Below are 19,016 nucleotides of genomic sequence, written 5' to 3'. Positions count from 1 at the left end.
ATTTCTATGCCGATGATTTTCCGAAGTACTGGTCCAGAGCTGAGCAGATATGCCGGCCCTCCGTATTGAAGGCATTCGCAACATGCGATTGATATACGTCCCGACTTTTCAGGATGGCCGTAAGCTTGTCGAAGGTCTCTTCATAGTCTGTGTCGGTGGATAATATCAAATCGCCTAGCTCAGCATGTTCAAGTACTCCGCGCACCTTCCTCTCTCTGTCGTCGAGCAAGGCTATTGGGATTGCCCCTTGGGATGCGGCGATAAGCAATCCATGCAAGCGGTTTGATATGATGTAAGGAGCATTTGAGTACGAATCAAGTGCTTCCGATTTTCTATCTTGCCCGGCGCCAGGAATATAAAGGATATCGCAGTTGGTCATAGTGGCCAACTTGCGGTTAAAATCCGAATCGCGATCTACTTGCCAGGCAAATTCCGGATTATATCCTTCCGCCTTTAATTTTCCGACTATCTGCGCTATCAGCTTAGAAAATTCGTCCTGGTTATTTCCGGGCTCTCTCAGCATTATTACTACGCGTCTGCCAGCAGGTGATGGGCTGCACTGCATTAAAAATGCAAGATCGGGAACCAAGTCCGCTCGGATATCGTGCTTGGCCAGTTCCGCCTTTGAGTATCGATCTCGTACGGAGATTTTACCCGATCTAATAGAAGTGCGTTTAAGCCAAGGCACATCTGTATCGTGTATCGCCAATCTCGAAGCGCCAACTTGCGCAAAAGTCAAAAATGGCAGCCGAGAAAGAAAATTCATAACTAGGGACTTTCGGCTTGAAGAGCCTTTCGCCGAGACATCCCCGCAGGAAAGTAATATGGTTGTCCCTGGTGAGAAGCAGCCGGCTAGCATGAGCTGTCGAATATATTTCGTTTTATCGTGGATGATGTCGACGCGGTGTCCTACTTCATTTATTTCCCGTGTAACAGATTTGACGTACCAATTTGGAGCGGAACCAGCGAAAAGTACCAGCCTACATCGCTTTGAAACCTCTCGGAGAAGCAGTGTATTAATCATTTCGTCGCCGAGATTTTCAAACTGAGTTGCCAGTGAGAAGTAGACATTCATTGTAGCGCTCGTTCGGTTTTCGGCTTGCCGTGGTTGAAAAGGGGATTTGATCGAGTTGCCTTCCAAATGCTGTATATGTAGCGTTTCAATCGTTTCTCATGCATCGTGTTACTGGTGTGCCTTCAGGCTATCGTGCGTTGGGAAATTTAAGTATCGTTGCACGCCATTACTGATCGATCAGGGTCAAGTTCTGTGGTCAGATAATTTAGATATACTTGGATGCATGTCTAGCTCTGATGGTCGCGGGATTGTATCCGATAATTCTAGTTTGTTACATGGACCGCTGAGAGATGTCATTCCGGGTCCGTCCATTTCCCCAGTATTGCATGGCATAAATCTAAGTTAGCTGGGCTCATTTCCTCTTTCCAACGCGCTATACCGCCCTTGTTGAACGTGTGAGAGCCTTGGGGATCTATGGCGTTAACCAATTCCTTGGCCGAAGGCAACGATCTGGGCGAGCGAGCGAGCTGTTTATAGGCGTCTATTATGCGCTGGCACTCTTGAATGTTAGTTTGAGGGCTTACTAGATCTTCGTATCTCAAACATACGCATCCGTAGCTTTCGGTCCAACCCATATACGGACCGATGCGCTTATCTGCTCTTGGATAACGATGCTCGTCTAACCCAGTAATTGCCAAGCGTACTTGTGCATCGAAATCGGAAAGCGAAGCGAAGGTCTTGTGCATGGCATGCCAGCGATTCATTTTTGCCAAATAGTGCGCTTCCGACAGAAGTACATCTCTTGGATCGCGCCAGATGAACAGATGGAGGGCGTTGCGTCGTCTTAAAGCTTCGGCGGTTTCCGGGCTGTAGTGAAGGTGCGCACCGACGACTTCGCCTGGAGCAACCGATTTAATTCTTCTATCGATCGCTTGCTGCGACCTCAGCTTTAGCGTGAGCGAGGGCGTTTGAGCGATGAAACTGCCATACTGCCGCGTCCCCGGTAGGTTCATGGCGAGTTGCATCAAAAGGTGTGTGCCACTCTTAGGAAGAGAGTTAACAATTACTGGTGGATGGTGAAGATAGTCGTCATCCGAGGCGGATGTTCGAGCGATTAGGCGCGGAATGCGAGAAAAGATCGCACGGCTCTTTCTAACTGGAGCGGACTTCATAAATGCCATGAGCTTACGACGCTTCTGCGTAGTGTGTATTTAATTGATGTCGATTTGTATATGTAGAATATTCCCGAACTCGACGAGGAAGAAGACGCCAGATGGAGATTGAGCCTGTATATTGGAGACGCAATCGCTGTGGGCAGGCGCACACCTCACTTCTCAAAGTTGGATTTGGTTTTGGATTGCGCTTCATGTCGTTTGGCCCAACATATGTGTGTCAAGTCTATGATTCTCGGATATTGGAGGTGCTCGTTCTTCCGGGGTTTAGGTTGTCAAGGTACCATCTGTAGGTTTGTGCGATTCCGTCTCGTAGTTCGATTTTGGCAGCCCAGCCCATATTGGACAGACGTGTGACGTCCATTAGTTTGCGTGGAGTTCCATCGGGTTTCGAAGTGTCAAAGCGGAGATCGCCATGGAAACCTACGATGTTTGCAACCATTGTCGCTAGGTCTTTGATTGAGATTTCGGACCCGCTCCCCACGTTGATGTGACTCAACATCGGCTCAGTATTGGCCGCGTAGGTTTCTGTTGGCAGGCCCAGAATGAAGAGGCTTGCCTCTGCCATGTCTTCAACGTGCAAAAATTCCCGCATTGGCGATCCGGTACCCCAGATCACAACTTCTTTGCGCCCGTCCCGAACCGCTTCGTGAAAGCGACGTATGAGTGCTGGCAGGACATGAGAATTTTCGGGATGGAAATTATCACCCGGCCCGTATAGGTTGGTGGGCATGACCGAACGGTAGTCGCGCCCGTGCTGCCGGTTGTAGCTTTCGCAGAGCTTGATTCCTGCAATCTTGGCAATAGCGTAAGGCTCATTGGTGGATTCCAATGTGCCAGTTAGCAATGCGTGTTCAGCCATTGGTTGAGGAACGTCACGGGGGTAGATGCATGACGATCCCAATTGCAGCAACCGTTGGACTCCAGCAGCATGGGCCTGATGGATTACGTTACACTCGATCATCAGGTTTTCGTATATGAAATCAGCTGGGTAGGTGTTGTTGGCGTGAATCCCCCCCACCTTGGCAGCCGCCAAAACGACCACGTCTGGTCGTTCTGCCTCGAAGAACGCGCGTACCTCGGCCTGATCGGTTAAGTCGAGCTCGGCATGGGGGCGGGTAATGATTTCAACGTCGTCACGCTCCTGCAAGTGACGCAAGATGGCCCCACCTACCATGCCGCGATGACCCGCTACGTAGATGCGTTTCTGTGACATACGTTCCATCTCTTCCTTATGCTAGGAAAGCCGTTCACGGCGCCTAGCGTTCAGCCGTTTTCGAGGCTCACGGGCAAATCAAGCCCATGTTCTTTCAGTAGGGCATAGCGCTTCGCGGTCTTGAGGTCTTCAGCCACCATCTCAGTGCACATCTCCTGAGCGGTGATTTCAGGCACCCAGCCGAGCTTTTCCTTGGCGCGAGTTGGGTCGCCCAAAAGCGTATCCACCTCCGCGGGTCGAAAATAGCGCGGATCGATACGCATGATGACGTCGCCCGGCTTCACCGCCGGGGCGACGTTGTTGTCCACCGACTTGACGGTCGCGGTTTCCTCGGTGCCTTCGCCCGAAAAATCCAGTTCGATCGAGAGCTCCTTGGCGGTCCAGTCGATGAACTCACGGACCGAATACTGCTTGCCGGTTCCAATAACGAAATCTTCGGCGACATCCTGCTGCAGCATCATCCACTGCATGCGTACATAGTCCTTTGCATGGCCCCAATCGCGCAAGCTGTCGATGTTGCCCATGTAGAGGCAATCCTCGAGCCCCAGTGCAATGTTGGCGAGGCCACGGGTGATCTTGCGGGTCACGAAGGTCTCGCCACGACGCGGGCTCTCATGGTTGAAAAGGATGCCGTTGCAAGCATACATCCCATAGCTCTCACGGTAGTTCACCGTAATCCAGTAGGCGTAGAGCTTCGCAGCAGCGTAAGGCGAACGTGGGTAGAAAGGCGTTGTCTCTTTTTGTGGGGTTTCCTGCACGAGACCAAAAAGCTCGGAGGTCGAGGCCTGGTAGAACCGGGTCTTCTTCTCGAGCCCGAGGAAGCGGATCGCCTCCAGAAGGCGCAGCGTACCGATGCCGTCCACGTCTGCCGTATATTCCGGGGCTTCGAAGCTTACAGCCACATGAGACTGGGCACCCAGGTTGTAGACCTCATCAGGCTGAACCTCGGAGATGATCCGGGTGAGGTTCGACGTATCGGTCAGGTCGCCGTAGTGCAACTTGAGCTTAGGGTTCGGTTCATGCGGATCCTGGTAAATGTGATCGACCCGCTGGGTGTTGAACAAAGAAGCACGACGCTTGATGCCGTGGACCTCGTAGCCTTTCTCCAAAAGAAACTCTGCCAGGTAGGAACCGTCCTGGCCTGTGATGCCGGTGATGAGTGCTGATTTCATGGGTCCTGACTTACTACAAATGTGCAATACTGGTGCTCGCGGCGGTGTCGCGAGCATTTCCGAGGATCGGGATAAAGATGCTCTCGAAGGCAGCAGCAACAGTGGGGAGGTCGAAATGCGCCTCTGCGTAGGCTCGCCCAGCGGCACCGGCGTGGGCGGCCGCTTCGGGGTCGGCAGCGAAGTCACGGGCTGCGGCAATAGCGCCATTTATCTCGCCGGGCGCTACCACGCGCCCGGCACCGGTACTGGAGACGATTTGCGCAGCGAGATTGTCCTCGGGCGCGGCCAGTACGATCGGACGCCCGGCGCAAAGATAGCTAAGAATCTTGGACGGAACGGAAAACTCTCCCGCTTCAGTCTCGATCATGGCTACAAGAACGTCCGCGGCACCCAGCACCTCAGGGAAACGATCGAAAGGTTGCAGTGGTAAGAGTGTTAGCGCCGGCAGCGCGCCGTCTTCCGCCTCGCGGGAAAGCGTGTCGACCCCCACACCTGCGGCAACCACCACTACTTCGCCCTCGTTCTCAACGGCGCGCGCCAGTTCGGATAAAAGCTTCGGGTTGTGCTTGGTTGCCAGCGTGCCGGAATAGACGAAGCGCGATCCCGCCTTGAGACCTTTTTCAGCAGCCCAGGCGGTGTTGCGATCCAGAACCGGGATCTCTTCGATCACCCCCCAGTTGGGAATGACCGAGACCTTTTCGGAAGGTATGCCCCAACGATCTGTCTGCGCGCGGAACGCGTCAGTGATATGCACGACATGATCGGCCTGACGCATCTGCCGACGTTCAAGAAAGGTATAATAGCGCCCAACCAAGTGCCCGAGGCCGGGCAGCTTCTTTTCAAGGATGCGTGAGGCGGCGATCGAGTAGAAATCCTGGCACCAGTAAACGAAGGCGGCATCACAGGAACGACATGCCCGCAGCAAGTGTTCTTGCGTCTCAGTCGGGGTGTTGCCGGACAGTACAAGCGCAGGCCGAATCTCGTTTACCAGTTTGGCAAGCCGGCGTCCGTAGGCATGATCACCTTGCCGCCGCCGGAGAAAGTTGGTTTTGGAATAGTCCCCTGGGATGTTCAACCCATGGAACATCAGTCCAGGAGGGTCGTCCGACAACCGCGCGTTGCGCCCCTTTGGACCAGCATCGCCAGAGAATAGCACATGATGGACCTCCCAGCCTCTCTTGGCGAGGGCCCGCGACAGCTCGGCCGTAAACGGATGTCCGGCGTAATCGTGAACCATAATCGTCTGTAAGGCCGCCATGGATTTTTTCCTCACTGTGCCGCCTGGACTGTAGGCTCACCCTCGGGCGCATGGCCGACACGTCCAATGCTGTCGTATGCGGTAAAGCCTGCAGTCAGGGCATCCTCAAGGGAATAGACGTTGCGCAGGTCCGCCATGCGCGGCACAGACATGCGCTCGGACAGCGCAGAAAGGTCCAGCGCCCGGAACTCGTTCCACTCGGTCAGCACCACCAGCAGGTCCGCGCCCTCGGCGGCCTCGTAGGGGTCGTCCATCCAGCTCACGCCCGGCAGCAGCGCCTCGCCCTCGCGCCGGCCCTGCGGGTCGACCGTGCGCACCCGCGCGCCGCCGCCCACCAGCGCCGGCACGATGGTCAGCGCCGGCGCGTCGCGCATGTCGTCGGTGTTGGGCTTGAAGGTCACGCCCAGCACCGCGACGGTCTTGCCGTTGAACGAGCCGCCGCAGAGATCGAGCAGCTTGTCGACCATGCGCCGCTTGGTGTCCTCGTTGATCTTGATGACCGTCTCGATGATCGACACGGGCGAGGCGTGATCCTGCCCGATGCGCGCGAGCGCCTTGGTGTCCGTTGGGAAAGCACGACCCGCCGTACGCCCGGCCCGGCGTGCAGGAACTTGTTGCCGATGCCGCCCGTCGAGCCCCATGCCCCGCGAGACCTGCTTCACGTCGGCGCCCACCTTCTCGCAGAGCGCCGCGATTTCGTTGATGAAGGTGATCTTGGTCGCAAGGAAGGCATTGGCCGCGTACTTGATCATCTCCGCCGACTCGAGGTCGGTGGTCAGGATCGGGAACTCGCGCAGGTAGAGCGGGCGGTAGATGTCCGCCATGACCTGCGCGGCGCGGTCGGTCTCGACGCCGACGACAACGCGGTCGGGCTTCATGAAGTCCTCGATCGCGGCGCCCTCGCGCAGGAACTCGGGGTTCGAGGCGACGTCGAAGTCGAGCTCGGGGTTCGCGGCCGCCACGGTCTCGCGGACCTGGCGGTTGGTCCCGACCGGCACCGTGGACTTGGTGACGACAACGACGTGATGCCTGGCCGCGCGGGCGATCTCCTCGGCCGCGGCCATGACGTAGCGTAGGTCGGCGTGCCCGTCACCGCGCCGGGTGGGCGTGCCCACGGCGATGAAGACCGCCTGTGCACCGTCGATGGCGCTTTCCAGGTCGAGCGTGAACGACAGCCGCCCCGCCTCGACGTTCTTGTGCATCAGCACGTCGAGCCCGGGCTCGTAGATCGGCACCTCGCCGCGTTCGAGCATCTCGATCTTGCGTGGATCCTTGTCGACGCAGACCACCTCGTGCCCGAAGTCAGAGAAACAAACTCCGGAAACGAGGCCAACATACCCGGTTCCGATCATGGCGATGCGCATAGAGACAAACCTACCTAGCGAGAAACTCGCTGTTACTGCTACCAGTCCAGCCGTATCTCGCAACCGCAGAAACTGCCTTGCCTACCGTTTAGGTTGAAGTTCCTCTGCACGTGCAGCGAAAACGGGCTGTCCGCTTCGAACCAGAACAGCCCCTCTATGCCCGCCCGCGCCGCGAGAGCCATTTCCGGAAAAAGCCGACGAAGACACCCAGGCTCATGTTCGAGCATAGACATCCTCATAACGCACGATGTCGTCCTCGCCGACATAGGCTCCGGTCTGCACTTCGATCAGTACCATGGGCATCTTGCCGGGGTTCTCCATCCGGTGCACGCAGCCTAGCGGCAGGTAGACGGACTCGTTTTCGGTCACGAGCTTCACGTCGTCGTCCACTGTCACGCGCGCGGTGCCTTCGACCACGATCCAGTGCTCGGAGCGGTGAAAATGCGATTGCAACGACAGCGAAGCGCCGGGATGAACCACGATGCGTTTCACTTGGAATCGAGAGCCAACGACAAGGCTTTCGAACCAACCCCAGGGCCGGTGATCCTTGGGGAAGGCAGTGGCTTGGCTCGCCCCCTTGGCCTTGAGCGCCTCGACGGCCTTTTTCACGTCCTGCGCCCGATCCATGTTCGCCACCAGGACCGCGTCCTCCATCGCGACGGCCATGATGTTCTGCAGCCCGATGCCGACCACCTCGAGGTCCTCGCTCTCCGAGCGCAGAAGTGTATTCTCACAATCGATGGCCGTGGCGTGCTCCGAGGTCACCACACCAGTCCCGTCCGGGCCGCTTTCGCGCCAGACCGCATCCCAGCCGCCGAGGTCGGACCAGGCAGAGGTGAAGGGGACAACGGAGAGGTTCGGTGCTTTCTCCATCACCGCGTAGTCGATCGAGATGTCCTCGAGTTCGACCCAGGGCTCAGGTGCGAGTCGCAGAAAGCCGAGATCCGTTTGCGCCTGTGAAAGTGATGCCTTCACTGGTTCAACCAGCGCGGCGGCATGTGTCTCGAACGCCGAGATGATGTCCTTGGCCCGGAACAGGAAAATGCCGGCATTCCAGAGATAGGTGCCGGCCGTCAGCATGTTCTCGGCGCGGGCCTTGTCCGGCTTCTCGACGAAGCGGGCCAGCTTCACTGGGGCGCCGGAAGCATCAGGCTTTTCGGTGAGCTCAAGATAGCCATAACCGGTTTCGGGGCGGTCAGGAGTAATGCCGAATGTTACGAGATCGCCTTGTTCCAACGCCGCGAGCCCACGGGCAACAGCCGCCTGGAAAGCCTCCGTGTCGGGAATAACGTGGTCCGAGGGCGCGACGAGCAGAATGGACTCCGGGTCGTCTGCCGCAGCGTGCAACGCCGCCGCCAGTATGGCGGGCGCGGTATTACGACCCTCGGGCTCGATCAGGATGGCGCCTGGGTCAATGCCGATGGCCATGAGTTGCTCGGTCACGATGAACCGGAAGTCAGAGTTGGCAAGGACCAGTGGCGCTGCAAAGTTCAACCCGTTGGCCTGTCCTGAAAGTCGTCTCGCCGAGGCTTGGAACAGGGTTTCCTGACCGATCAGAGGCGCGAACTGCTTGGGGTAGGACTTCCGGGAGAGGGGCCAGAGCCTGGTGCCGGAGCCGCCACACAGAAGTACCGGCGTAATGGATTTAGAGGGCATCGAGACAGACCTGCTTCACAAAGATACTGTCGCAATGGCTACCACCCCAAGTTTATTTCGCAACCGCAGAAAGTGCCTTGCCTATCGTTTAGGTTGAACTGCCGAAACCCTTGCAGCGAAAACGGGCTGCCCGCTCCGAACCAAGCCAGCTCGTCTACACTCGCGTCGCTTGAACCACTTCTGGTAGAAGCCTAAGAACGCCGTCTCGGGGTTCCTTTCGACACTTCACACACGGTTGAGCCTGCAAACGACACTTCACACACGCCCCTTCCGGCCATGGTTCTAGGGTGTATGACGACTGGTGGAGAGGGTTGTACGGAGAGTTCGGGGAGCCTTTCGGGGTGGGATACGGGCCGAGAAGGGACGGATCATTGAGAGACGGGATGATATACCCCGGCCCCAAGAGTGGTACCCGGTCTCTCTGCATTGGGTTCGTGATCCTGCTGGTCGCGATCGAGGGACTGCTCGTGGGGGCCGATGCGTGCCTCTGGGGAGTGCCCTCCTGGCGCCAGACAACTTACCAGTACGGTGGGTTCTGGGTCAGGCTACTGCATGGCTGGAAGCCGCTTTACACGGCCCAGCCGGTCGTCATGTTCGCGACCTACCCTTTCCTACACAGCGACTGGCAGCATGTGCTCGGCAACGGCCTCGCGCTCGTCTGGCTGGGGGAGCAGCTCGGGGAGCGGATCGGCCCGAAACGGTTTGCTCTGCTCCTGGCTCTCTCGTCACTGGGCGGCGCGGTAGGGTTCGCTCTCCTGGCCCAGAGCCTGCGGCCGATGGTCGGGGCCTCCGGTATCGTGATGGGGTTGATCGCGGCCTGGATCGTCCTGGAAGCGCGCAGGATGAGCCGAGAGGGTCAGGCCCGCCGATACATTCTCCGAATGATCGGGATCTATGTCCTTGGGGTGATTGCCCTGAATGTGCTCGGGACGTTCCTTGAGGCCGGTGGGCTGGCCTGGGAGACCCATCTCGGTGGGTTCATCGCGGCCATGGTGGCCGCCCCGCTGCTAATCCGGTTCAACCCTTGAGAGAGGCTTGCCAAAGTTCCGTGCTGGCAGGCTCCGAACTCACGAATTTTGACACATTCTGTTCATTTTCTTGCCTCTCAAGCGAATTATTAGTGATAATTAACGCGGCTTCGTCAGGTGCTGCCATCCTGGTACGCCTTGATGACGCCGTTTTATGACCAGTATTTTTGGAGAGGTAGCTATGTATATCGGAGCATTCGTTCTCGTCGTCGCCCTAGGCTGTGTGGCGGAATTTTTCGAGAGCCGGGCCGAGAACAAACGGTCCAAGCGCAACAAGGCCCAATACGATTTCCCGGGCCTGGTCGATTAACCCAATGATCTTTGCGGGGCAGGCCACTGCCCCGCTCCCCGGCACCTTCGACGATCCGCGTGGCGCTATCGCAGCGCGGTAGAGAGAGCCGAACGAGTCTCCGGGGTGGCCAGCTGGTTGTGCAGCTTGCGGAACTCCGTCACGGCTTTCCCGCGGCGCCCTGAATTCAGGTAGGCGTACCCCCGCAGCAGCGCGAGGTCGCGGCGCACCGTGCCGGTCAGGCGTTCCAGCTCGTTAAAATAGCTTATCGCCTGCCCATACTCACCGCGATTGAAGGCCGCAACGCCACGGGCATCGAGGATTTCGCTTTCAATCTCGAGGCGCTGGTCACGGGTGAAGTCCGTGCTGGCCGCCACGGCCGCTGCCTGGTTCACCATGTCGAGCCGCATCATCGTCAGGGCCATGCCATAGGCGGAGTCCCGGCGTAGGCTTGCAGTGCCACCTCTGGCTGCAGCAACCTTGAAATCGCGCAGGGCCTGCATCGGTCGTCCCGCGTTGAAAGCGCACCATCCGCGTTGGGAGACGAGGGCAGCTTGCGTTGCCTTGGCGGTAAGCGCGAGGCAGGTCTGCCAATCCCCGACCCCGGCGGCACGCGCGACGCGGGACGACACGGATGCGCCATCCGACCGCCTCCTGCTCTTGCTGGCGGCCCTAACGGTCGGCCGGACTGCGGGTTGCCCGAGCGTCGTTGGCCTTGCCTTGGGCCGCATATCCGCGGTGATCGTGGTCTCCGCGTCCTGCGGCTCCGACGATGGCGCACCGGTGGGGCGTGTGGATCCGGGCAAGTTCCGCGGCGAGGCTCCGAGGCCAGCGCGCAGACGATTTTCGACAGTCGAGAACCTTTGGCTGGCCGCGGGCACCCTTGACCGCATGGTATCGGCCAAGTCACCAATCTGGCCGGCACTTGCGACGGCTGCTGCCTTCTCGAGTGTCGCGATCAGGATATCAGGGTTCTCACAGCTGTTTGAGACACCCCTGTAAACCGTGAAAGCGGCGTCGGGATCGTTCATTGCCGCGTATTGTTCGGCTAGGAGCCAAGCATTGTTTACCCGTTCGCAGCGCAGCAGCTCGGGCGTGGAGCGAGCAATCCGGATCACGGCCTGACGGTTTCCGGCGGTCACGGCTGCGTCGAATGCAGCCTGCCTTTCCGCCAGCGACAGGGTCGAGAGGAGATCTGCGGAGGGCGACCAATCGGGGTAATCGCGCTCAGTTTGTGCGATTGCTTCCCGAGCTTCCTGATGATTGCCTTCTGCGATGAGCTGGTAGATGCGGTCCACCGCCGCCCCGGAGATATCCTGCGTGAGCGTGCTGAGGTCGGCGGGAGGCTCCCAGGCAGGAAACTGGATCTGCAGCCGCCTCAACTCGGACTGGATCGCATCCTGGTTGTCTTCTTCGATGTAGAAGCGCAGCGCCTGAAGGTCGCGTCTGTCGGGATCCTGAGCCGTGGCGGGCCAAGCCACGGCGATCAGCAACAAGGCAAGAGCGGGGAGACGAGGGGAACGACTGATCATATCGGTAGGCATCGGGGAACTGCTTCCATCTGGGCCAGCATGGCGAAGAGGTGGAGGGTTGCAGGGTAATAGGGGGCGGAGGGCACGTAGGGCGGGATCTCGGTTCCAATGCCCCCATCGGTCGTGCAGGTCGCGAGCGCTGCCACGGCTCGATAGCCTGCGGCACTCGTGGTCTGCAGGATGTCTTCACCCGTGCGGCTTATGACAGTCGCAACCTCGCCTGCCGGGACGGCCTTCTGTGCCGCAACGTAGCGTGACACGGCGCTATGGGTGCCTTGCCCGGACCAGATGAGGAAGAGTGGCACGCGGATTGCTTCGTATCCTGCCTCGTAGGAAAACCCCGTCGCTGGTTGCGGCCCGGCCGGCGTGACTTCCACCCAGTCAGGCACCACCCCGCCAGCCGCGAGCAGGTCCGCCATGGCCAAACCATTCGCAGCGGCATCGGCGAGCGCGGGCTCGTCGAAGGCCTGGGCCAGCTCGGTCAATGCAAGCGGCATAGCGTAGGAGGGATTGTAGACGAACCCGTCAGGAGTGCGAAAACCGTGAACCGCGGGCAAGAGAAGGGACGCGCCGGTACCGGGGTGCGAAACGATGCATTTCGCTGCCAAGTCGCGGGTGATGGCCGCGGCCTGATCTCGGTATTCTCCTACACCAAACCGCTCGAACCCCTTGAGAAGGGCCCAGGCGCGAAAGAGGTCGCCATCGCTGGCGTTGTTCGTGTCAGGCACCTTGTCAGGCTGATCATCCAGCCACCGCCAGGCCATGAGGGCATCAGGACGGATCGCAAGGTTGATACGGGCCCAGTTCTCCATTGCGGCAAAGGCCCGCGCATCCCCGGCGTAAGCGGCCAGGAGCATTCCATACCCCTGCCCTTCGGAATGACTGGCGTTCCGCTGCAGCAGGTCGACGACGCGCCCCGTCACGTCAAGATTGGCATTGCGCCACGCGGTCCAGACCGGCTTGAATTGCATGGCTTGCCGTTCTGCCTGCGCAAGCGCAGGCGAGGTTCCGACCGCCAGTAAACTGGGCAAAGATGCCAGACCGGCAAGCAGGGCCCGTCTCTTCATCGGTCTCTCCGTTGAGCAAGTGCGGCAATGATCATGCCGACGAATGCTGAGCACAGCGTGAATGCCATGATGACGACAATGAATGCCCAGGGCTGTGCACTGGCGAAATTCCCAAGGACCGCCTGCAGGTTCTTATAGGTTATCGGCTCATGCAGGACGACATTCCTGGAATGGGACGTCCAACTTTGCCAGCCTGTTTCGGCCCGGTATGCCGACACCTGACCACGCGGCCCCTCGGGCGACCACGTCGCGCGAGCAAGCGAGGCAACGATCGTCTGCGGATCCGCGTCCGGGCCAAGGATCAACCAGGCATCACGCGGCCGATCCGGGTTGGGCTGCAAGAGTAGCGCCTCCGCGCGCCGATCATGCAGCCACTCGCCAAATTTAGGCGTATCTCCGTACCAGAGCACTTCAACCCAGCTTTCCAGCCGGCCGCGCAAGTCACCCAGTCGGTCAGGGAGGGACAACCGCCAGGACGGTGCGTTCATGGAGCCGAACCGTATCTCGGAAGGGGAATTCCCGGTCCCGTTGGCGGCGGTCCCCGTCGGTGTTGTCAGGATCTCGCGGAAGGCGGGAAGATGCGCGGTAACGAGACCCCCCGTCACCTGGGGGATGTCCTGAAGCGTACCGATGGTCAGCCGGTAGGATTCGCCTGTTTCGGCAGCATCCGGCCCTTGGGCTCCGTTATATATCGCGGCGAGTTGCGGCAGAAGTCCTGCGGGAAGCCGCGCTGCGGCGCGTTCGCTTACCTCGAGATCAGAGGGCTGGAGATGCGTCAGGACGCGCTCGATGCCAGTCACGCTCATCGACGGGGAGTCTGGCACGAAGAGCGTCGTCCGATCCGAAATTTCGAACACGGGATCGTCGCGCAGGTCGCAGGCGCGGTCGGGCGGATCGCCGGGGATGAGTGCCTCGAATATTATGCGGTTGAGACCCGGGGTCAGTAGCGCAGCATCGAAATCGACGGGAAGAACGGGCAGCGGTCGGCCGGCGTCTCCGGCCTGGTCGAGAGGCAGCAGTCGCACGGTGGTGTCGTTCACCTTGACCAGAAGAAGAGAGCCCTCGGGCAGGCTCGTGTCAAAGCGGTACAGCAGGCGCATGCGAGCTTTTTGCGAGGCGAGAACCAGCCAGTCCAACGGCAGGCTAAAGTCCAGAGCTTCCCGGATGTAGTGTCCCCTGCCCTCAATGGTTTCCTGATCGAGATCGGCTAATCGGATCGGTGTGCCCGGTGACAGTTGAGGTGGCAGAGCCTCGATGTCGCTGTCGGGAAGGGTATCCAGGAGCGCTTGGCCCGCCACATCGTGGGCATCGTGCTCCACCAGGAGCACGATGGCGCCATCCCCACCGCGACGGATCTCGAATCCATCCTCAAGCACCATGCCTTCCGGCAAACTGGTCACCCGAGCGAGTTCCGGAAGTGCGGCCTCGGTCGTGTAGTACCCCTCAAGAGCCAGAGACGGTGGAATACCGCCAAGTGCTTTCGAAATGCGGGCGATGATTTTTGTCGCCGAATCCTGTAGCTCAACATCCTCGCCGGCTCGGAGCGAGATCGGTTGTCCCCTGGCCGTCTGGGCGGATACCGCGGAAAGAAAGCCGAGAATGTCGGCGTCGAGGGAAGCAGCTGCCAGCGTCACCCCACTTCGCTCGAGCGCGACCTCAGTCCAGAGAGAAAAGCCCGCTTCCGGCCCGCAAGAGACACGATGGGTGTGCCGGGCCTTGAGAGACACGACATTGCGTCCTTCCTTCAGCACACCGGGAGGAAGCGATAGCTCGGCAGTGCGGAAGGCGTTGAAGTTTTCCGGAATGATCACGCCAACCTCGGTCCCGTTCACCAGCACGTCGATCCGCGACTGCTCGGGCAGGACATTGACCGTGCTGAAGGTTGAGAGTCTCAGCGTAGAATCGACGGACGTATTGGGCACGAAGAGCACGAACCGCGCCTCATCGAATTCACCACCCAGCCTGTAGCGCGCGGTTTCTCCGGACTGCGGGTGAAGAGCGCGCAGGGGCAGGAGAACATCAGGTCGGGCTTCGGGTCCGGAGGTCTGCGGCTCTGACGAGGCATGCCGCGACTGGTGATCTGTGGCGAGCCGGTCGGAGACCTCATCGGTATGCTCCATCAAGGGACGCTCGGTACCCGGCAACTCGTCCAGCTGGATCACCTGGGCCTCGGCGGTCGCGCCGGAAAAGACCGTCCATACCGTTGTTGCGGCCAGGATGGCCATGAAGGTGCGGAGGAGGGCGGTCATGTTCTGGCTCCCTCGTCCTCTGGGAGCAAGAAGGCAGCAGACAGGTCGCTATCGCTCGTGTTGTCGGCCAGATAGTACTTGATCGCCTCGGTCTCGTTGGCGTTACGGTACCGGTCCTCAGGGTTGTCCTGTGGTGCGCCCCGGTAGGTGAAAAGGGCGATGGCGGATGGGACAATCGATGTCAGGCTGAGTCGCAGCACGAAGACGATCCCTGAAATCAGGCCCCGCGACCGTGGCACCGCTTCACGCGCGGCCATCCACTTCTCACTGTCCCCGTAGACCAGATGTGCTGTAATCTCACTGGCGGCGATGAGGTGATCGCGATCGATGTCGGCGGACCACAAACGCCTGCCGGCATTGTCACTCGGGTCCTCCGCTCTGGTCAGCGTGATGGTCAGCTCGTGCTGAAGCTCTGGCGCATCGTCGATTTTTGGGCGGATCACGAGCCGGGCGCCTTCGCCGATCATCTCGTTTTTTCGATCGTCGTCGGCGAACACGAACCTCATTTTCCGTGCCGAGATCGCACGCAGGACCACATCCGTCGCGGACCCGGAGTGCTGCCCCTCCGGCCAGAGCGACGCGGGGGCCATGATCGCGGTGCGCGGCTTGAGCAGACGGCGCTGCCGCTCGATGACGGAACGGAGCGCCAGGATGGCCAGCAGGAGGTTGAACAGCGCCCAGCCACCGACGATCTGGACAACGGAGCGGTCCCCGGGGAAGAGATACCAGCGCAGGGCCGCGGCCACGATGCCGGCAAGCAGGACGAGCGTTGTGAGCAGGAGTGGAACCAGAACGGGAGAGATGAACTCATCCTCCAGCGTTTCGTCCTTCGCCGTGACATTGAACTTGGCCGATCGCGGGCTGATGAAGGTCTTGAAAACCGCCTTGAGCAGGTAGGGCGTCTGGGCAATCTCGTAGACTTCCGAGATCAAAGGCCACCTGACTCGCGCGAAGAGCCCGTTCTGCACCAGCATGGCGATGAGAAGATACGGCAGGATGTAGGCCATTACCCCGTCAGGCTGCACCACGAAGATCTGCAGGCCGAAAAAGAGGTAGAAGAGAGGACTGATCAGGAAGATCATCCGAACCACCGGGAAGAGCCAGTAGCTCATGGAGTTCAGGTAACAAAGCCGCTGCGTCAGCGAGAGGCCGGACCGGAACAGCGGGTTCTTCAGAAGCAGGATCTGCATCATGCCGGTGGCCCAGCGACCGCGCTGCTGTATGAAGGAGGCAAAGGTTTCGGGCTGAAGTCCCGCACTCATTGCCCGGTTCAGGTAAAGGCTCTCCCAACCACGCGAATGGATGTCGAGCGCGGTTTCGGCGTCCTCGGTGATCGTCACCCCCGAGATCCCGCCGACCTCGTCCAGAGCGGCGCGCCGCAACAGCGCGGCCGAGCCGCAGAAGAAGGTGCCCCCCAAGCGGTCCAGGCCCCGGTGGATCGTGGTGTAGAACATCTCGTTCTCGGCAGGACAGGTCTCCGGAAGGCCGATATTACGCTCGATGGGGTCGCGATTGGTGAAGAAATGCGGTGTCTGGACGAGAAACAGCCGCGGTTTCTCGACGAAGTATCCGGCCGTGCGAGCCAGGAAATCCCGGCTCGGGACATGGTCGGCGTCCAGGATCAGCACCAGGTCCCCGTCGAGATGTTTCAGGGCCGCGTTGAGGTTGCCCGCCTTGGCATGCTCGTTCCGGGCACGGGTCGAATAGACGATGTCCATATCACGGCAGAGCGACTGCAGGGTCTCGCGCCGTTCACGGGCGGCGTTCGCGATTTCCTTGTCGGGATGGTTGCAGCGCTGGTCCGTGCCGCCGTCGTCGCAGAGCACGACGGTCTTCTTTCCCTCGGGGTAGATGATCTGCTTGGCCGCCGCGAGGGTCACTGCCAGGAGTTCTGGCGGCTCGTTGTAGGACGGGACGAGGATGTCGACACTGGGCACCTGGGAGACGTGCATCAGCTTCGGAGGGGCCCGGTCGCACGGATCGCCGGTCACCAAGCATGTCAGGAAGAACAGGGCGACCGTAAAGCTTTCCGCGCCCAGGAGCAAAACGGCCGCGGCAAAAGACACCGGGTCTTCCGGGGACGGCAAGGTCTCGAAGACGCGCCAGATCCAGTAGCGCATGACAAAGACGCTGGCGATGGCGAGCACGAGAAAGCGCACCTGTCTGTTGACCGGCACGAAACGCTTGAGCAGCCAGATAAGAGCAACGCTGATGATGGCCAAAAATGCCTGTACCGACACCGCAATCGGGGCCGCGGCCAGGATGATGATGATGGCCAGAAGCAGCAGCCAGAGCAGTCCCAGCAGTGCGATGGCGATCGACATGAACCCCCGCTTGCCTGTCATGGCCGCGGACCTGCCAGCGGTGACAGCATGCGCTGGTTGCCATTCGGATGCTCCGCAATGGCCGCATATCCAGTATGGATGTCGATGAGCGGTTCCAAGGCTTCTTCCGCGGTCCCGTACAGGCAATTGCGCAGCATCATGTCGAGCGCCGAGGACTTACCGGGCAAGATGCGGTCAGTCGCGTCGAGCTGCCGGAATGCCAGCACGCAGGTCAGGTCGGTCCCGTTGGTCCATTGGGACCAGTGCAACCAGCCCAGCGTGTCTTGACGTGACGAGGTCGGTTGGCCGTCGAAATCGACAAAGGGTTCGGGTGGGCCGTCGTTCCGCGCCAAGAGTAGCCCCGGGCTGAACCGCCCCACTCCGGGCGCGCGCGCCTCCTGCGCGATCATGAGAATGAAATTTTCGCCGCGGATCGAGGTTGTGTTGGGCAAGAGCAGCCGCTGTTCGGCGATTGACCTGTACCGCCGTTCGAGTACCAGCGACACGTCGGCATGTCTCACCCAGGCCTCCGTCAGTGGCAGACTAACGAAGGAAACGCGGTCGAGCGCATTCCAGAACCGCGTATTGAGTTCGGAGTGAGGTTCGCAGCCGAGAAGAAGCATCGGGGCCAGCAGCCACCACAGCTGCCAGTGGGCGATCCGCCGGACACGAGCACGTTCAACTACTGTGGAGCGCTTCACACCATTATCCGCGACTAGAAAATCATTAACCTAGCGCAGTTATTGTTCACCGAGCGACGCAACAGAAAGGTTCAGTTGATCAATGTGCCGAGACCACGACGGATCGTGGCATTTGGAGCGCACAAATCACCCAAATTTCCCCTTAAGAGACTTTAAAATAAAGATATTTCTCTTAAGAGTTGAGCTATGTTGGCCTCCTCGCCAGCAGACTGCATCTGGCTTGGGCGGGCTAGCGGCCGGTGCGATCGATGACCGAGAGCCCTGTCAGAAGCATGAGCCGAACGTCGGTAAAAAACGACACGTCGAAAACATAGTCTACGTCCATGCGAACACGCTCGTCGTAGCTGACGTCGTTCCGTCCGGACACTTGCCAGAGGCCGGTGATACCGGGCTTCATTGCCAGGTAGGCGGTTCGTGAGGTGCCGTATTTCCGCATCTCGTCCCGCACCACCGGACGTGGTCCGACAAAGCTCATTTCGCCTTTCAGCACATTCCAGATCTGGGGGAGTTCGTCGAGGCTGGTCGCCCGGAGGAAGGCGCCGAGGCGGGTGATGCGCGGATCGTCGCGCAGCTTATGGTCGCGTTCCCATTCCTCGGCGGCCTCGGGGTTGGCAGCCAGGTGCTCGGCGAGCCGAGCCTCGGCATCAACCACCATGGTGCGGATTTTCCAGCATCGAAAGACCTTGCCATTCTGCCCGATCCGGCGATGCCCGAAGAACCCCGGCCCGCCGTCGCGGGCAGTCATCACCCAGAGAATTGTGATCACTGGCAGAAGGACCGGCAGCAGGGCCACGGCGAGAGCGAGATCGAAGACTCGCTTGGCGTAAAGGGTGTAGAAGGTCCGGCTGTCACGGCGGATGGCGTCGCGCGTTTCTCGAGACGGATATACTGTGCTGGGCGACTTGCCAAAAAACTCTACGGTACTCAACGCTACTCTCCGAAGTGTGTCCGGCGCATATGCCTGCGAGAAAAT

14 protein-coding genes are annotated in these 19,016 nt (G+C 59.7%); 1 reads left to right on the top strand and 13 read right to left on the bottom strand.

Features of this window, described 5'->3' with window-relative positions; translation table 11 throughout:
* Nucleotides 1–4: 4 nt before the first annotated feature.
* The 7 genes from SALMUC_RS29365 to SALMUC_RS26620 all read right to left on the bottom strand — a co-directional run bounded on the left by SALMUC_RS29365 (nucleotide 5) and on the right by SALMUC_RS26620 (nucleotide 8,853).
* Nucleotides 5–1,075: a polysaccharide pyruvyl transferase family protein gene (locus SALMUC_RS29365; protein ID WP_084514101.1), complete on the bottom strand. Its 1,071-nt coding sequence runs from the start codon at nucleotides 1,073–1,075 to the stop codon at nucleotides 5–7.
* Nucleotides 1,076–1,368: 293 nt separating this feature from the next.
* A complete protein-coding gene (locus SALMUC_RS29360; RefSeq protein WP_084514100.1) occupies nucleotides 1,369–2,196 on the bottom strand; it encodes a sulfotransferase domain-containing protein in 828 nt (275 codons plus the stop codon).
* A gap of 217 nt (nucleotides 2,197–2,413) precedes the next feature.
* Nucleotides 2,414–3,403, bottom strand: a complete 990-nt coding sequence (gene fcl, locus SALMUC_RS28620; protein ID WP_020041633.1) for a GDP-L-fucose synthase — start codon at nucleotides 3,401–3,403, stop codon at nucleotides 2,414–2,416.
* 50 nt (nucleotides 3,404–3,453) lie between these two features.
* Nucleotides 3,454–4,575, bottom strand: coding sequence for a GDP-mannose 4,6-dehydratase (gmd, locus tag SALMUC_RS26635; RefSeq protein WP_020041634.1), 1,122 nt, complete (start codon nucleotides 4,573–4,575; stop codon nucleotides 3,454–3,456).
* Between the two features lie 13 nt (nucleotides 4,576–4,588).
* A complete protein-coding gene (locus tag SALMUC_RS26630) occupies nucleotides 4,589–5,833 on the bottom strand; it encodes a glycosyltransferase (RefSeq protein WP_020041635.1) in 1,245 nt (414 codons plus the stop codon).
* An 11-nt stretch (nucleotides 5,834–5,844) separates the two neighbouring features.
* Nucleotides 5,845–7,197 carry a UDP-glucose dehydrogenase family protein gene (locus SALMUC_RS26625; RefSeq protein WP_021121063.1) on the bottom strand — a complete coding sequence of 451 codons (1,353 nt, stop codon included), beginning with the start codon at nucleotides 7,195–7,197 and terminating at the stop codon, nucleotides 5,845–5,847.
* A gap of 213 nt (nucleotides 7,198–7,410) precedes the next feature.
* The gene (locus SALMUC_RS26620; protein ID WP_021121062.1) at nucleotides 7,411–8,853 is read right to left on the bottom strand and encodes a mannose-1-phosphate guanylyltransferase/mannose-6-phosphate isomerase; all 1,443 of its coding nucleotides are present in this window, start codon (nucleotides 8,851–8,853) and stop codon (nucleotides 7,411–7,413) included.
* Between the two features lie 434 nt (nucleotides 8,854–9,287).
* Here SALMUC_RS26620 and SALMUC_RS26615 point away from each other — a divergent pair, with 434 nt between their 5' ends.
* Entirely contained in the window at nucleotides 9,288–9,881 is a 594-nt protein-coding gene (locus SALMUC_RS26615; protein ID WP_021121061.1) for a rhomboid family intramembrane serine protease, read from the top strand.
* A gap of 375 nt (nucleotides 9,882–10,256) precedes the next feature.
* Here SALMUC_RS26615 and SALMUC_RS26610 read toward each other — a convergent pair whose 3' ends face one another.
* From SALMUC_RS26610 to SALMUC_RS26585, 6 genes are all read right to left on the bottom strand, one after another.
* Complete coding sequence (locus SALMUC_RS26610; RefSeq protein ID WP_021121060.1) at nucleotides 10,257–11,714, bottom strand: hypothetical protein; 1,458 nt, start codon at nucleotides 11,712–11,714, stop codon at nucleotides 10,257–10,259.
* Nucleotides 11,699–12,769: a family 8 glycosyl hydrolase gene (locus SALMUC_RS26605; RefSeq protein ID WP_020041607.1), complete on the bottom strand. Its 1,071-nt coding sequence runs from the start codon at nucleotides 12,767–12,769 to the stop codon at nucleotides 11,699–11,701. Before SALMUC_RS26605 ends, SALMUC_RS26610 begins: the two co-directional genes overlap by 16 nt.
* Nucleotides 12,766–15,018: a cellulose biosynthesis cyclic di-GMP-binding regulatory protein BcsB gene (locus SALMUC_RS26600; protein WP_020041608.1), complete on the bottom strand. Its 2,253-nt coding sequence runs from the start codon at nucleotides 15,016–15,018 to the stop codon at nucleotides 12,766–12,768. Before SALMUC_RS26600 ends, SALMUC_RS26605 begins: the two co-directional genes overlap by 4 nt.
* Nucleotides 15,015–17,342 (bottom strand): UDP-forming cellulose synthase catalytic subunit, encoded by a 2,328-nt coding sequence (bcsA, locus tag SALMUC_RS26595; RefSeq protein ID WP_020041609.1) that lies wholly within the window; start codon nucleotides 17,340–17,342, stop codon nucleotides 15,015–15,017. The genes SALMUC_RS26600 and bcsA overlap by 4 nt, the downstream gene beginning before the upstream one ends.
* Nucleotides 17,343–17,359: 17 nt before the next feature.
* Nucleotides 17,360–18,043, bottom strand: coding sequence for a hypothetical protein (locus SALMUC_RS26590; RefSeq protein WP_245584756.1), 684 nt, complete (start codon nucleotides 18,041–18,043; stop codon nucleotides 17,360–17,362).
* Between the two features lie 229 nt (nucleotides 18,044–18,272).
* On the bottom strand, nucleotides 18,273–18,902 hold the full coding sequence (locus SALMUC_RS26585) for a sugar transferase (protein WP_051156047.1): 630 nt from the start codon (nucleotides 18,900–18,902) through the stop codon (nucleotides 18,273–18,275).
* Nucleotides 18,903–19,016: the final 114 nt, after the last annotated feature.

Origin of the sequence: Salipiger mucosus DSM 16094 (genome assembly GCF_000442255.1) — a bacterium.
In the GTDB taxonomy this organism is placed as follows: domain Bacteria; phylum Pseudomonadota; class Alphaproteobacteria; order Rhodobacterales; family Rhodobacteraceae; genus Salipiger; species Salipiger mucosus.
The sequence above is the reverse complement of the archived record's forward strand: the minus strand, read 5'-3'. Positions and strand labels throughout refer to the sequence as shown.

Bases quoted from the DNA above. Each gene is read 5' to 3' on its own strand.
- SALMUC_RS29365 (WP_084514101.1), bottom strand. From the start codon at position 1,075: ATGAATGTCTACTTCTCACTGGCAACTCAGTTTGAAAATCTCGGCGAC.
- SALMUC_RS29360 (WP_084514100.1), bottom strand. From the start codon at position 2,196: ATGGCATTTATGAAGTCCGCTCCAGTTAGAAAGAGCCGTGCGATCTTT.
- fcl (WP_020041633.1), bottom strand. From the start codon at position 3,403: ATGTCACAGAAACGCATCTACGTAGCGGGTCATCGCGGCATGGTAGGT.
- gmd (WP_020041634.1), bottom strand. From the start codon at position 4,575: ATGAAATCAGCACTCATCACCGGCATCACAGGCCAGGACGGTTCCTAC.
- SALMUC_RS26630 (WP_020041635.1), bottom strand. From the start codon at position 5,833: ATGGCGGCCTTACAGACGATTATGGTTCACGATTACGCCGGACATCCG.
- SALMUC_RS26625 (WP_021121063.1), bottom strand. From the start codon at position 7,197: ATGCGCATCGCCATGATCGGAACCGGGTATGTTGGCCTCGTTTCCGGA.
- SALMUC_RS26620 (WP_021121062.1), bottom strand. From the start codon at position 8,853: ATGCCCTCTAAATCCATTACGCCGGTACTTCTGTGTGGCGGCTCCGGC.
- SALMUC_RS26610 (WP_021121060.1), bottom strand. From the start codon at position 11,714: ATGCCTACCGATATGATCAGTCGTTCCCCTCGTCTCCCCGCTCTTGCC.
- SALMUC_RS26605 (WP_020041607.1), bottom strand. From the start codon at position 12,769: ATGAAGAGACGGGCCCTGCTTGCCGGTCTGGCATCTTTGCCCAGTTTA.
- SALMUC_RS26600 (WP_020041608.1), bottom strand. From the start codon at position 15,018: ATGACCGCCCTCCTCCGCACCTTCATGGCCATCCTGGCCGCAACAACG.
- bcsA (WP_020041609.1), bottom strand. From the start codon at position 17,342: ATGTCGATCGCCATCGCACTGCTGGGACTGCTCTGGCTGCTGCTTCTG.